Annotated in this window: 12 protein-coding genes; 4 read left to right on the top strand and 8 right to left on the bottom strand. The window is 69.3% G+C overall.

Annotated elements, in window-relative coordinates:
* Positions 1–141 precede the first annotated feature (141 nt).
* Positions 142–582: a MarR family transcriptional regulator gene (locus tag GBZ26_RS18520; protein WP_174440100.1), complete on the top strand. Its 441-nt coding sequence runs from the start codon at positions 142–144 to the stop codon at positions 580–582.
* A 12-nt stretch (positions 583–594) separates the two neighbouring features.
* On the opposite strand, the gene GBZ26_RS18515 is transcribed toward GBZ26_RS18520, so the two are convergent.
* A complete protein-coding gene (locus GBZ26_RS18515) occupies positions 595–1,521 on the bottom strand; it encodes an NAD(P)-dependent oxidoreductase (protein ID WP_174440099.1) in 927 nt (308 codons plus the stop codon).
* A gap of 55 nt (positions 1,522–1,576) precedes the next feature.
* Between GBZ26_RS18515 and GBZ26_RS18510 the strand changes: the two genes are divergently transcribed.
* On the top strand, positions 1,577–2,224 hold the full coding sequence (locus tag GBZ26_RS18510; RefSeq protein ID WP_174440098.1) for a pseudouridine synthase: 648 nt from the start codon (positions 1,577–1,579) through the stop codon (positions 2,222–2,224).
* On the opposite strand, the gene GBZ26_RS18505 is transcribed toward GBZ26_RS18510, so the two are convergent.
* From GBZ26_RS18505 to GBZ26_RS18485, 5 genes are all read right to left on the bottom strand, one after another.
* On the bottom strand, positions 2,199–3,836 hold the full coding sequence (locus GBZ26_RS18505; RefSeq protein ID WP_174440102.1) for an ABC transporter ATP-binding protein: 1,638 nt from the start codon (positions 3,834–3,836) through the stop codon (positions 2,199–2,201). The genes GBZ26_RS18510 and GBZ26_RS18505 overlap by 26 nt on opposite strands.
* Positions 3,837–3,885: 49 nt before the next feature.
* Complete coding sequence (locus tag GBZ26_RS18500) at positions 3,886–4,998, bottom strand: ABC transporter permease (protein ID WP_174440097.1); 1,113 nt, start codon at positions 4,996–4,998, stop codon at positions 3,886–3,888.
* A 160-nt stretch (positions 4,999–5,158) separates the two neighbouring features.
* Positions 5,159–6,271 carry a microcin C ABC transporter permease YejB gene (locus GBZ26_RS18495; RefSeq protein ID WP_174440096.1) on the bottom strand — a complete coding sequence of 371 codons (1,113 nt, stop codon included), beginning with the start codon at positions 6,269–6,271 and terminating at the stop codon, positions 5,159–5,161.
* Positions 6,272–6,300: 29 nt separating this feature from the next.
* Positions 6,301–8,175, bottom strand: a complete 1,875-nt coding sequence (locus tag GBZ26_RS18490; RefSeq protein WP_174440095.1) for an extracellular solute-binding protein — start codon at positions 8,173–8,175, stop codon at positions 6,301–6,303.
* 93 nt (positions 8,176–8,268) lie between these two features.
* Complete coding sequence (locus tag GBZ26_RS18485; RefSeq protein ID WP_246653545.1) at positions 8,269–10,098, bottom strand: extracellular solute-binding protein; 1,830 nt, start codon at positions 10,096–10,098, stop codon at positions 8,269–8,271.
* A gap of 229 nt (positions 10,099–10,327) precedes the next feature.
* Between GBZ26_RS18485 and aqpZ the strand changes: the two genes are divergently transcribed.
* Positions 10,328–11,068 (top strand): aquaporin Z, encoded by a 741-nt coding sequence (gene aqpZ / locus GBZ26_RS18480; RefSeq protein WP_174440093.1) that lies wholly within the window; start codon positions 10,328–10,330, stop codon positions 11,066–11,068.
* 271 nt (positions 11,069–11,339) lie between these two features.
* Here the strand turns inward: aqpZ and GBZ26_RS18475 are convergent, their stop codons facing one another.
* Together GBZ26_RS18475 and hisN are read right to left on the bottom strand one after the other, a co-directional pair.
* Positions 11,340–11,876: a hypothetical protein gene (locus tag GBZ26_RS18475; RefSeq protein ID WP_174440092.1), complete on the bottom strand. Its 537-nt coding sequence runs from the start codon at positions 11,874–11,876 to the stop codon at positions 11,340–11,342.
* An 18-nt stretch (positions 11,877–11,894) separates the two neighbouring features.
* On the bottom strand, positions 11,895–12,677 hold the full coding sequence (hisN, locus tag GBZ26_RS18470) for a histidinol-phosphatase (protein ID WP_174440091.1): 783 nt from the start codon (positions 12,675–12,677) through the stop codon (positions 11,895–11,897).
* Positions 12,678–12,770: 93 nt separating this feature from the next.
* Between hisN and nudC the strand changes: the two genes are divergently transcribed.
* Entirely contained in the window at positions 12,771–13,790 is a 1,020-nt protein-coding gene (nudC, locus tag GBZ26_RS18465) for an NAD(+) diphosphatase (RefSeq protein ID WP_425599353.1), read from the top strand.
* The last annotated feature ends 135 nt before the right edge of the window (positions 13,791–13,925 follow it).

Below are 13,925 nucleotides of genomic sequence, written 5' to 3'. Positions count from 1 at the left end.
CCCCCACCCGCGACACCCTGACCGATCGATCCGGTTGCGAAACGCTTGCCTGTCCGGGCCGGGTTGGGGGACACTCCTTCGCCGCGCGTTCCGAATGCGGGGGCCTTCGGGGCTGAGGGACGCGGCACGCGGGGGGAAAACATGGCACGGAACCTGAAAGCGCTCGGCCTGTGGCGGACGGCTCTGATCGCCAGCGTCCGGCAGGACGGGCCGGACCTGTCGGCGCGGCAGATGGCCATCATGCTCCAGGTCTATCTGACCGATCCGCCGCACACCGTGCGCGGGCTGGCGGCGGCGCTGAACATCTCCAAGCCCGCGGTGACCCGCGCGCTCGACCGGCTGTCGCTGCTCGGCTTCATCAAGCGCAAGCGCGACGCCGAGGACAAGCGCAGCGTGCTCGTCCAGCGCACTGTGAAGGGCAGCGTCTTCCTGTCCGACTTCGCCGAGTTGGTGGTCGCCGCGGGCGCCGTGGCGCCCGAGGACATGGCCGTCATCCGCGCCGAGGAGGAGGTGGCCGCCTCCGCCAAGGCGCGGCTGGAGGCGCAGTTGGGCGCCTCCGGCCCTGTGGCGGTGCCCGTCTGACCGCCGCCGTTTTCAATAGCCCTGGCTGCGGTCCACGAGGTTCGGCAGGGGGCGCCCCTCGCGGAAGGCGGTGATCGCCTCGGCCACCACCGCGGCGGAGCGTGACGGGTGGGTGACGGCGGCGACGTGCGGCGTCACATGGACCTTCGGGTGGGTCCAGAAGGGATGGCCGGCGGGCAGCGGCTCCTCCGCGAACACATCCAGGCTGGCCCCGGCGATGTGCCCGCTCTCCAGCGCCGCCAGCAGATCGTCCTCCACCAGATGCCCGCCGCGCGCGGCGTTGACGACCACCGCACCTTTGGGCAGGGCGGCGAACAGCTTGCGGTTCAGCAGGCCGCGCGTCTCCGCCGTCAGCGGCAGCAGGCAGACCAGCAGGTTGCATTGCCCGAGCATCGCCGCCAGCCCGTCGGGTCCGGAGAAGCTTTCCACCCCCGGCAGCGCCTTCGGCGTGCGGCTCCAGCCCAGCACGCGGTAGTCCATGCTCAGCAGCGTCTTGGCCGAGGCCATGCCCAGCTCGCCCAGGCCCAGGATGCCGACACTCACCTCCGACGCCGGGCAGGGGTCCAGCGGCTCCCACCGCCCGGCCTGCTGGAGCGCCTTGTACTCGTCGAGGAGTCGGTGCCAGCGCAGCACCTGGAGCGCCACATAGCCGGCCATGTCCACCGTCAGCCCCTCCGACACCATGCGGACCAGCGGCACATCGGGCAGGGTGGGGTCGAGCAGCAGCGATTCCACACCGGCGCCCAGCGACACGATCAGCTTCAGGTTCGGCAGGGTGGCGAGCAGCCCGTGCGGCGGCTTCCACACCAGCGCCATCTCGATGTCCGCCGGGTCCCCCATCTCGGGCCACACCCGCACCTCCAGCCCGGGCAGGCGGGCGTCCAGCTCGCTCAGCCAGCGGTCGGAGCGGTCGGTGGTGGAGCAGAAAAGCAGCGTCACGGTGCAAACCCCTGTACTGTTGTCGTTGTTCGTCTCAAACCCGTTCGAGCCAACCGTGCCCCGTCTGATCCTGCTGAACAAGCCCTATGGCGTGCTGCCCCAGTTTACCGATGAGCAGGGGCGCCCGACGCTGGCCGACCATGTGCCGGTGAAGGGGGTCTACGCCGCCGGGCGGCTGGACCGCGACAGCGAGGGGCTGCTGGCGCTGAGCGACGACGGCGCGCTGATCGCCCGCATCGCCTCGCCGAAGCACAAGCTGCCCAAGACCTACTGGGTGCAGGTGGAGGGCGTCCCGACCGAGGAGGCGTTGCAGCGCCTGCGCGACGGGGTGACGCTCAACGACGGCCCGACCCTGCCCGCCGAGGCCCGCCGGATGGAGGAGCCGGACGGCCTGTGGCCGCGCGACCCGCCCGTGCGCTTCCGCGCCGCCATCCCGACGAGCTGGATCGTCCTGACCCTGCGCGAAGGGAAGAACCGGCAGGTGCGCCGCATGACCGCCGCGGTCGGCTTTCCGACCCTGCGGCTGATCCGTTGGTCCATCGGCGAGTGGACGCTGGACGGGCTGGCCCCCGGCCAATGGCGCGAGGTGACGGTGCCGGGGCGGGAACAGCCGAAGGCGCCGCCTGTCCGAACCAAGGCGCCACCCGGCAATACGAAGGCGAAGCGCCCGCGGGCCGCTACATCCGCACGGCGTCGGACTTGACGGCTTCCAGGTTCAGGGCAGCGGCGAGCAGGGCGCGGGTGTATTCCTCCCGCGGCTCCTCGAAGATGCGGCGGGTGGGGCCCTGCTCCACGACCTTGCCGTCCTTCATGACGATGACGTGGCTGCTGAGCGCCCGCACCACCCGCAGGTCGTGGCTGATGAAGAGATAGGCGAGGTTGTTGCGCGCCTGGATGTCGCGCAGCAGATCGACGATCTGCGCCTGCACCGACATGTCGAGCGCGCTGGTCGGCTCGTCCAGGACGACGAACTTGGGCTTCAGGACCAGGGCGCGGGCGATGGCGATGCGCTGGCGCTGGCCGCCGGAGAACTCGTGCGGGTAGCGGTGGCGGCTGGACGGGTCGAGCCCAACCTCCTCCAGCGCCTTGGCCACCATGGCGTCGCGTTCGGCGCCGGAGCCGATGCCGTGGATCGTCAGCCCCTCGCCGATGATCTGGCCGACCGACAGGCGGGGCGACAGGCTGCCGTAGGGGTCCTGGAAGACCACCTGCATCTCCCGCCGCAGCCCGCGCAGCTTCTTCGCCTGCCAGCCCTGGATGTCCTTGCCGTCGAAGCGGATCGCCCCCTCGCTGGCGTGCAGGCGCAGCAGGGCGAGGCCGAGCGTCGTCTTGCCGGACCCGGACTCACCGACCACCCCGACCGTGTGCCCCTGCCGCACGTTGACCGACACACCGTCCACGGCGCGGACATGGTCGACGGTGCGGCGCAGCAGGCCCTTCTTGATGGGGAACCAGACCTTCAGGTTGTCGGCGGCCATGACCTCCGGCGCGTCGGCGGGCGGGGTCAGCGGGTCGCCCTTCGGCTCCGCGGCCAGCAGCTTGCGCGTGTAGGCGTGCTGCGGGCGGGCGAAGATGTCGGCGACGTCGGCCTGCTCGACGATCTCGCCCTGGTTCATCACGCAGACCCGGTCGGCCATCTTGCGCACCACGCCCAGATCATGGGTGATGAGCAGCAGCGCCATGCCGAAGCGGCGCTGGAGATCCTTCAGCAGCTCCAGGATCTGCGCCTGGATGGTGACGTCCAGCGCGGTGGTCGGCTCGTCGGCGATCAGCAGGTCGGGCTCGTTGGCGAGCGCCATGGCGATCATCACGCGCTGGCGCTGGCCGCCCGACAGCTCGTGCGGGTAGGCGTTCAGCCGCTTTTCCGGGTTGGGCAGCCCGACCAGCCGCAGCAGCTCCAGCGTGCGCTTGCGCGCGGCGGCGCGGGACAGGCCCTTGTGCAGGAACAGCGTCTCGTTGATCTGCCGCTCGATGCTGTGCAGCGGGTTCAACGAGGTCATCGGCTCCTGGAAGATCATGGCGATGCGGTCGCCGCGCACGTTGCGCAGCACCTTCTCCTCCGCGCCCACCAGCTCGGTCCCGCGGAAGCGGATGGAGCCATGCGGGTGGCGCGCCATGGGGTAGGGCAGCAGTTGCAGGATCGACAGGGCGGTGACCGACTTGCCCGACCCGGACTCGCCGACCAGCGCCAGGGTTTCCCCCTTGGCGATGTCGAAGGAGACGCCCTTCACCGCGTGCATCGCCCCGCCGCCCGAGCGGAACTCGACATGGAGGTTGCGGACCTGGAGGAGATCGTCGGCCCCATTGGTCGTCATGTCGGTCATGGGCGGTTCCGCCTTCTTGGGCTGGTGGTCGTTGGGGGCATCATTCCGCGGCCTTCTGCGCCACCGCGCCCGCCTCGTTGGCGGTTCCGGTGGCGGTGGAGAGCTGGCCGATGGTCTTGCGCGGATCGAAGGCGTCGCGCACCGCCTCGCCGATGAAGATCAGCAGGCTCAGCATGATCGCCAGCACGAAGAAGGCGGTCAGGCCCAGCCAGGGCGCCTGGAGGTTGGCCTTGCCCTGGGCCAGCAGCTCGCCCAGCGAGGGGGAGCCGGGGGGCAGGCCGAAGCCGAGAAAGTCCAGCGCCGTCAGGGTGGTGATGGAGCCGTTCAGGATGAAGGGCAGGAAGGTCAGCGTCGCCACCATGGCGTTGGGCAGCACGTGGCGCACCATGATCGTCGCGTCGGTGGCGCCCAGCGCGCGGGCGGCGCGCACATAGTCGAAGTTGCGCGCCCGCAGGAACTCCGCCCGCACCACATGGACCAGCGAGGTCCAGGAGAACAGCAGCAGCAGCCCGAGCAGCCACCAGAAGTTCGGCGTCACCACGCTGGACAGGATGATGAGCAGGAACAGGGTGGGCAGGCCCTGCCAGATCTCGATGAAGCGCTGGAACAGCAGGTCGGTGATGCCGCCGAAGTAACCCTGGACCGCCCCGGCCATGATGCCGACGACCGAGGAGAAGGCGGTCAGCACCAGACCGAACAGCACGGAGATGCGGAAGCCGTAGATCAGCCGCGCCGTCACGTCGCGCCCCTGGTCGTCGGTGCCCAGCCAGTTGTCGGCGGACGGCGGGGCCGGGGCGGGGACCGGCAGGTTGTAGTTGATGGTGCGGTAGCCGTAGGGGATCGGCGGCCAGACGATCCAGCCCTTTTCCTCGATCAGCTGGCGGACATAGGGGTCGCGGTAATCGGTCTCCGTCTCGAACTCGCCGCCGAAGGTGGTCTCCGGGTAGGCGGTGAAGACGGGCCAGTAGAGCGCGTTGTCGTACTTGATGAGGAGCGGGCGGTCGTTGGCGATGAACTCCGCACCCAGCGACAGGGTGAACAGCACCAGGAAGATCCAGAAGGACCAGAAGCCCCGCCGGTTCGCCCGGAAATTCGCCAGCCGCCGCCGGGTGAGCGGCGTGACGCGCAGGCCGAGGAAACGGTCGCCGGTCATGGGCGCGTCCTCCAACGGGCATTTGCCCTCTCCCCCCTGGGGAGAGGGGAGGGTGAGGGGGTTGCGCGTGGCGGTGCGTCCGGCAAACGCGCAACCCCCTCACCCCAACCCTCTCCCCGGGGGGGAGAGGGAGCATGCGTCGAAAGCGCAAAGCTTCCCATCATACCCTCCGCGCTTCGAAGTCGATGCGGGGATCGACGGCCACATAGGTCACGTCGCCGACGAGGTTCATGATGAGCCCCAGCAGCGTGAAGAAGTACAGCGTGCCGAACATCACCGGATAGTCGCGGTTGATCGCCGCCTCGAAGCCCAAGAGCCCCAGCCCGTCGAGCGAGAAGATCACCTCGATCAGCAGGGCGCCGGTGAACAGGATGCCGATGAAGGCGCCGGGGAAGCCGGCGATGACGATCAGCATGGCGTTGCGGAAGATGTGGCCGTAGAGCACCCGCCGCTCCGCCAGACCCTTGGCGCGGGCGGTCACGACATACTGCTTGTTGATCTCCTCCAGGAAGGAGTTCTTGGTCAGCATGGTCAGCCCGGCGAAGCCGCCGATCACCATGGACAGCACCGGCAGCACCATGTGCCACATGTAGTCCAGGATCTGCCGCCACCAGGGCAGGCTCGCCCAGTTGTCCGACACCAGCCCGCGCAGCGGGAACAGGTCGAAATAGCGCCCGCCGGCGAAGACGACGATCAGCAGCACGGCGAACAGGAAGCTGGGGATGGCGTAGCCGACGATGACCACGCCGGAGGTCCAGACGTCGAAGGGCTGGCCGTCGCGCACCGCCTTGGCGATGCCCAGCGGGATCGACACCAGATAGACGATCAGCGTCGTCCAGATGCCCAGCGAGATCGACACCGGCATCTTCTCGATCACCAGATCGACGACGCTGCGGTCGCGGAAGTAGCTCTTGCCGAAGTCGAACATCAGGTAGTTCGACATCATGTGGATGAAGCGCTCGTGCAGCGGCTTGTCGAAGCCGAATTCCTTCTCAAGCTGCTTGATGAACTCCGGGTCCAGCCCCTGGGCGCCGCGGTAGCGGCTGCCGGTGTCGCCGCCCTGGGCCTGCTGCTGCGCGCCGGGGCCGCCGGTCTCGCCGCCGCCGGTGCCGCCGATGCGGGCGGTCGCCTCCACCGCGGTGCCCTGGACGCGGGCGATCATCTGCTCGATGGGACCGCCGGGGGCGATCTGCACGATCAGGAAATTGATGACCATGATCCCGAACAGGGTCGGGATGATCAGCAGCAGACGGCGGATGATGTAGGCCAGCATCGCGCGGGTTCGCCTTTCTGTTTGCCGTCTCAGGGCGCCGCGCGGCGGGCCGTGTTGGCGAGCTTCGCGTTCTTGTCGGGATCGACCCACCAGGTGTCGGTGAAGGCCAAGCCGTATTTGGGCGCAACCGCCGGATGGGAGAAACGGTTCCAATAGGCGACGCGCCGCACGTCGTCGTGCCATTGCGGGATGACGTACCAGCCCCACAGCAGCACCCGGTCCAGCGCGCGGGTCGCCGTGACCAGGCTCTCGCGGTCGGGGGCCTGGATCACCTTGTCGATCAGCGCGTCGACCACCGGGTCCTTGATTCCGGCCAGATTGCGGCTGCCCGGCTGGTCGGCGCGGGCCGCCTGCCAATAGTCGCGCTGCTCGTTGCCGGGCGAGGTCGATTGCAGGATGCGCTGGATGACCATGTCGAAGTCGTAGCGGTCGATCCGGTTCTGGTACTGGGCGGTGTCCACCACGCGGATGGCCGCCTCGATCCCGGCGCGCTCCAGGTTGCGGACGAAGGGCTGGACGATGCGGTCCATGTCCGGCTGCACCAGCAGGATCTCGAAGCGCATCGGCTCGCCGGTCTTCGCGTTCAGCAGCTTGTTGCCCTTCAGCTCCCACCCGGCCTCCTTCAGCAAGGCCAGCGCCGTGCGCAGGTTCGGGCGGATGTTGCCGGACCCGTCGGTCTGCGGCGGCGCGAAGGGCTTGGTGAAGACCTCCTCCGGCACCTTGCCGCGGAAGGGCTCCAGCAGGGCCAGCTCCTCCGGCGAGGGCAGACCGGTGGAGGCCAGCTCGGAGTTGGAGAAGAAGCTCTTGGTGCGCTGGAACAGCCCGTAGGACAGGTTCGCCCGCGTCCATTCGTAGTCGAACAGGTAATTCAGCGCCTCGCGCACCTTGCGGTCGGCGAAGACCGGGCGGCGGCTGTTGAAGACGAAGGCCTGCATGCCCTGCGGGTCCTGGTGCCTGATCTCCTCGCGGACGATGTGGCCGTCGCGCACCGCGGGCACGTCGTAGCCGGTGACCCAGTTCTTCGACGAATGCTCCACCCGGAAATCGATGGCCCCGGCCTTGAAGGCTTCGAACACCACGTCGAGGTCGCGGTAATAGTCGAAGCGGATGCGGTCGAAGTTGTAGCGCCCGCGGTTGACCGGCAGGTCCTTGGCCCACCAGTCCTGCACCCGCTCGAAGACGAGCGAGCGGCCGGGCTGCACCTCGACGATCCGGTAGGGGCCGCTGCCGACGATGGGGTCCAGCGTGGTGCTGGCGAAGTCGCGCACCCCGTTGCCGTTTCCTTCGAACACATGCTTGGGCAGCACCGGCAGCTGGCCCATGATGACCGGCAGCTCGGGGTTGCCGCCGTCGCGGAAGGTGAAGGTGACCGCGCGCTCGCCGGTCTTTTCCGCCTTCACCACGTCGGCGTAGTAGGTGCGGTAGAGCGGGTGGCCCTTGTCGCGCAGCGTCTCGAAGCTCCACACCACGTCGTCGGCGGTCACCGGGGCGCCGTCGTGGAAGCGCGCCTGCGGGCGCAGCGTGAAGCGCACCCAGCTCCGGTCCTCGGCGACGGTGATGGTCTCGGCGAGCAGCCCGTAGCGGGTCAGCACCTCATCCCCGCTCTCCACCGTCAGCGTGTCGAAGGGCAGGCTGGCCCCGGCGGCGGTCGACCCGCGCAGGATGAAGGGGTTCAGGCTGTCGAAGCTGCCGTAGGTCGCCAGCTTGATCTCGCCGCCCTTCGGGGCGTTGGGGTCGACATAGTCGAAATGCTGGAAGTCCGGCCCGTATTTGGGCGTCCCATGGGCCGTGACGGCGTGCCCGGCGGTTTCGCGCGGGTTGGTCTGCGCGCGGGCCGTGGCGAAGGGTTCCGCCAGATACAGGCACATGACCGCGGCCAGGATCGCTTTACCGGTCTTCCTCATGCCCCTCTCGGTCCTTATTGTTTCCGGTAAGGTAGGGTCTCCCTTGTGGCACAATCAAGGCGGAGCCTCGGCTTTAAGGGGCTAAGCGGGCGATCAGGGCTTCACCCACCACGCCTCGGGGAAGCCGCTGTTGCGGAAGCCCAGATCGTATTTCGGCGTCGTCTCCGGGAAGCCGAGCGTCGTCCGGTAGGCGATCCAGTTGTCCGGGTTGTACCAGTGCGGCACCATGTAGAAGCCCCACAGCAGCACGCGGTCGAGCGCGCGGGTCGCCGCCTGGACCGACGGCAGATCCTTCGCCGCCAGCGCCTTCTCGATCATCGCGTCGGCCGCCGGCTCCTTGATGCCGGCGTAGTTGGCCGATCCCCGGACATCCGCGGCGGCGGAACCGAAATAGCTGCGCAGCTCGGTGCCCGGCGGGGTGAAGAAGTTGAAGTTCGCCACCACCACGTCGAAGTCGAACTCGTCGGTGCGCGCCTGGAACTGGGCGGTGTCGACCACCCGCAGGACCGCGTCGATGCCCGCCTTGCGCAGCGCCTCCACATAGGGCTGGATCACGCGGGTCAGCGCGCCGGTGCCGTCGAGGAACTCGATGCTCAGCACCTCGCCGGTCTTCGCGCTGGTCATCCGGCCGTTCTTCAGCTCCCACCCCGCTTCGCGGAACAGGCGCATGGCCTCGCGCAGGTTGTTGCGGTTGTTGCCGCTGCCGTCGGTCTTCGGCGGCTCGAAGGGGGTGGTGAAGACGCGCTCCGGCAACTGGGCGCGGAAGGGCTCCAGCAGAGCCAGCTCCTCCGGCGTCGGCGGCCCCTTGGCGCCGAAGTCGGAGTTGGGGAAGTTGGAGGTGGTGCGGAGATACTGGCCGTACAGGATGTTCTTCTGAATCCATTCGAAGTCGAACAGATAGCCCAGCGCCTCGCGCACCCGCGGGTCGGCGAACTTGGCGCGGCGGGTGTTCAGGCGGAAGCCCTGGGCGCCCAGCGGCAGGTCGCTCTTCACCTCCACGCGGTTCACCCGGCCGTCCTTTGCCGCGGGGAAGTCGTAGCCGGTGGTCCAGCGCTGCGCCCGGTGCTCGGTGCGGAAGTCGTAGGCGCCGGCCTTGAAGGCCTCGAACATCACGTCGTCGTCGCGATAGTAATCGACCTTCACGCTGTCGAAGTTGTAGAAGCCGCGCGCCGTGGCCAAGTCGCGGCCCCACCAGTCGGCCACCCGCTCGTAGGTGATCGAGCGGCCCGCATCGACCGCCTTGATGCGGTAGGGGCCGCTGCCCAGCACCGGCTCCAGCGTCGTCTTGGAGATGTCGCGGCCGTTGGCGGTCCACCAATGCTCGGGCTGGGGGGCGATGCTGGTGGCGAAGTCGATGATCGGCTTCATCTCCCCGGTGGTCTTCAGGGTGATCTTCAGCCGGTGCTCGTCCACCGCCTCCACCGCGGCGACGCGATCGAGGAAGGATTTCAGGAAGGGGTTGCCGTGCGCCTGGATGGAGTCCCAGGCGAAGACCACGTCGCCGGCGGTCACCGGCACGCCGTCGTGCCAGCGCGCGTCCTTGCGCAGATGGAAGACGGCCCAGCTCTTGTCGTCGGGCAGTTCCACGCTTTCCGCCAGGGACCCGTAGGCGGCGTCCATCTCCCAGCCGGAGCCGACCATCAGCGAGTCGGCGATCAGCCCCAGCGTGCGCGGGGTGACGCCGCGCAGGATGATCGGGTTCAGGCTGTCGAAGCTGCCCTGAGCGGCCAGGGTGATCTGTCCGCCCTTGGGAGCCTCCGGGTTCGCGTGCGGGAAATGGGTGAAGCCCGGCTTGAACTCCGGCTCGCCGAACTGCTTCAGGGCCGGGACGGTGACCGTCTGCGCCTGGGCCCCGTTCGCCTGGGCCCCGTTCGCCTGGGCCCCGTTCGCCTGGATTGGCGCCGTCAGCGCAAGGAGAGCCAAGAAAGCAGTCATCCGGGCGGCAGCGAGAACTCGGCGCATCGTCGGTCCTGATGTGGTTGGGCCTGATGTGGTTGGCCTGGGATGATAAGGCGGATCAGCCCTAGCATGTACGCGCCTTGCGGCGCGTCAAGTCCGCGTACGCAACGGTATCTTACGCCCGTGCGCTGGCGCCGGCCCGTCCGGGGGCGCAAAAAAGGCGGAAATGCGGCAAGCCCGACGAGGTGGTGACATGACGATGTTCCGGCGCACGAGCGCGGAGTTTCTCGGCACCTTCTGGCTGGTCTTCGGCGGCTGCGGCAGCGCCGTGCTGTCCGCCGCCTTCCCGGAGGTCGGAATCGGGCTGACCGGCGTCTCCCTGGCCTTCGGGCTGACGGTACTGACCATGGCCTACTCGGTCGGCCACATTTCCGGATGCCACCTGAACCCGGCGGTCACGGTGGGGCTGTGGGCCGGCGGGCGCTTCCCGGCCAAGGACATCCTGCCCTACGTCATCGCGCAGGTGGTCGGCGCCTTCCTGGCGGCGCTGGTGCTGTACGTCATCGCCACCGGCAAGGCCGACTGGTCGCTGGCCGCCAAGGGACTGGCCGCCAACGGGTACGGGGAGCATTCGCCGGGCGCGTACAACCTCACCTCCGGCCTGCTGATCGAGGTGGTGCTGACCTTCATGTTCCTGATCGTCATCCTGGGCTCCACCGACCGGCGGGCGCCCGCGGGCTTCGCGCCGCTGGCCATCGGTCTGGCGCTGACGCTGATCCACCTCATCAGCATCCCGGTCACCAACACCTCGGTCAACCCGGCGCGCAGCACGGGGCCGGCGCTGGTCGTCGGCGGCTGGGCGCTGCAACAGCTCTGGGCCTTCTGGGTGGCGCCGCTGGTCGGCGGGCTGCTCGGCGGGCTGGCCTACCGCGCGCTGGCCGAGGAGATGCCGCCAAAACCGGCCATCACCGGCGAGGCCCGGCCATCCACCTGAGCCTTCGCCACCTGAGTCCCTCCTGACCCTTTCCCTTCGGGTCCCTCCCGACTCAGCGGACCGTGCCCCTCCGGCGCGGTCCGTTTTTTATGGGGGTGTTCGCCTTCGCCCAGCGAAGGTCACGGCCTTGTCGCGGGAACTTCGCGGGCGTCAACGGTTATTCTGGGCATCCGTTGACGCACTGGGAGTAGATGATGCGGCAGTTCGACCCCGATTCCAACCCGATGACCGACGAGGATTACGGCATCGTCCTCGGCCTGTTCATCGGCATCTATCTGGGGCTGCTGGCCGTCGCGCTGCTGCCCTGACCGGCGCGGGCCGTCTTCCAATGGTCCGCCATGCGCTCCATGAGCTGGCGGTAGCGGCGGTCGGACCGCATCATCCGGCGCACCGCCTTGCCGTTGCGCGGGTCGGCGAGCATCCATTCCTCCGCGGCCATCTGATGCTCCGGGTGGATGGACAGCATGTAGATCGCCGCCTGCTCCGGCTGCGTCACGGCCTCCTCCTTCAGCCCCTCCAGGATCGCCCCGACATAGAGCGGCAGGACGTTGCGGAAGTCCTCCGGCCCAGTGCCGTCCTGGCTGCCGTGGGAGGCGGCGTCGTCCTCGGCGCCCATCAGGGCGCGGCGCTCCTCCGCCGGCAGGGCGAAGAAGGCGTCCAGCCCCAGCAGCAGGTCGCAGACCGTCTTCTTGCGGACCATCCAGTTCGCCCCGCCCGACACCCGGCCGGCCAGCGAGTGCAGGAAGGGGCGCAGCTTCTCCGGCGAGGTCTCGAAGACGGAGCGGGCGGGCGTGGCGATGGTTGCCATGGGCGTGGTCCTCCTGTCTCAGCCGGCCAGGGCGGCCAGCGTCTCGCGGTGGGTGCGGGCGTCGCCCGCGGCGACCACGCGCCCGCTGGAGGCGGCGTCGAGCGGCCGGCCGTCCCAATCGGTCATCAGCCCGCCGGCCCCGGTCACCACCGGCACCAGCGCCGCGAAGTCGTAGAGCTTCAGCCCCGATTCGACGACAAGGTCGTAATAGCCCGCCGCCAGCAGGCCGTAGCTGTAGCAGTCGCCGCCATAGACCGACACCTTGGCCGCCCCGGCCACCCGGCGGAAGGCGTCCTGGTCCGCTCCGGGGAACAGGTCGGGCGAGGTGGTCCCCAGCGTCGCCGCGGCCAGCCCCCCGGCGCAGGCGCGCACGCGGGCCGGCTGGCCGTTGAACAGGGTCGGGCGGCCCTCGACGCCCAGCCAGCGGTCCCGGACGATGGGCTGGTCGATGACGCCGAGCACCGGGCGCCCGCGGTGCAGCAGGGCGATCAGCGTGCCGAAGATCGGGCGGCCGGTGATGAAGGACTTGGTGCCGTCGATGGGGTCGATCACCCAGACCCATTCGGCGTCCAGGTTCTTCGTTCCGAACTCCTCGCCATAGATGCCGTCGTCGGGGCGCTCGGCCTCGATGATGGCGCGGATGGTCCGCTCCGCCTCGCGGTCGGCGACGGTGACGGGGGAGGCGTCGGCCTTGTCGTCCACCGCCACCGGCGTGCGGAAATACTGGCGGATGACCGGGCCGGAGGCGTCGGCCAGACGCTCCGCCAGGGTCACCAGGGGGGTGGGGCAGGGTTCGGTCATGGTCGCTCCGCCGGATCGCGCGTGGTTGGGACGAGGGCGGCATCCTAGTCGGGTGCTCTCCCGGCGCAAACCATCAATGCGGGGAAGAGGGCAATGACGGAGGAGGGTTGCGCGGGACGCCGCTTCCCCGTTCCGCGGGCTTGTGGCAGCCTCTTCGCCATGCACGACCGCTCCTCCCCACCCGACCGCCCGAACGCCGGCCCGAACGCCGCCCCGAACGCCTATGCCGGCATCCCGCTCGACCGCGCCGGCGTGCGCCGCAAGGACAAGGACTGGCTGAAAGACGCCTGGGCCTCGCCGAACGCGCGCCTGCTGCCCGTGGCGAAATCGCGCAACTTCGTGACCGGCGACGCCGACTCGGCCCGCGCGGTCGCGGTGGCCTGCGGCGGCGACTGGGGGGTGGAACCGGTCTTCCTCGGCCTGCTCGACGGCGTGCCGCATTTCACCGTGGACCTGACCGGCCTGGAGGCGCCGGAGGAGCATCCCGCCCTGGCCGGGCTCGGCCGTTTCGAGGATCTGCGCGCCGTCGGCCCGGTGATGGAGGCGACGGAGGCCGGGCTGTGCGCCTACGCCCGCGGCATCACCTGGTGGAACGCCCGGCACCGCTTCTGCGGCGTCTGCGGCTCCGTCGCGGCGGGGGCCGAGGGCGGGCATGTGCGAGTCTGCACCAACCCGGACTGCGCCACCCACCATTTCCCGCGCACCGACCCGGCGGTCATCATGCTGGTCCATGACGGAGCCGGGCGGGTCGTGCTGGGCCGCAATTCCCGCTTCCCGCCGGGCATGCATTCGGTGCTGGCCGGCTTCGTCGAGCCGGGCGAAAGCCTGGAGGACAGCGTGAAGCGCGAGGTGCTGGAGGAGGTGGGGCTGGAGGTCACCGACATCCGCTACCACTCGTCCCAGCCCTGGCCTTTCCCGTCCTCGCTGATGCTGGGCTTCAGCGCGCGGGCGGTGACGCTGGACATCCAGACGGACCTGGAGGAGCTGGAGACGGCCCGCTGGTTCGACCGCGACTTCCTGCGGACCTTCACGCCGAGCGAGGCGTCCCGCCTCGCCCGCCCCGACAGCATCGCCCGCCGCCTGATCGACGAATGGATCGCTGAAGGGGAGTGAGGGAGACGGCGGGTCGCTTGCCCCTCCCTAACCCTCCCCCGCTCTCGGCGGACCAAGGGTCCGCCTGCCGCGTCAGCGCAAACCAGAGGTTTGCGCGAGAGCTGCGCAGGGGAGGGGACTTTACTCCCTCTCCTG

This window comes from Azospirillum formosense, assembly GCF_013340925.1.
Lineage (GTDB): Bacteria > Pseudomonadota > Alphaproteobacteria > Azospirillales > Azospirillaceae > Azospirillum > Azospirillum formosense.
This window is presented reverse-complemented; position numbering and strand designations above follow the sequence as displayed.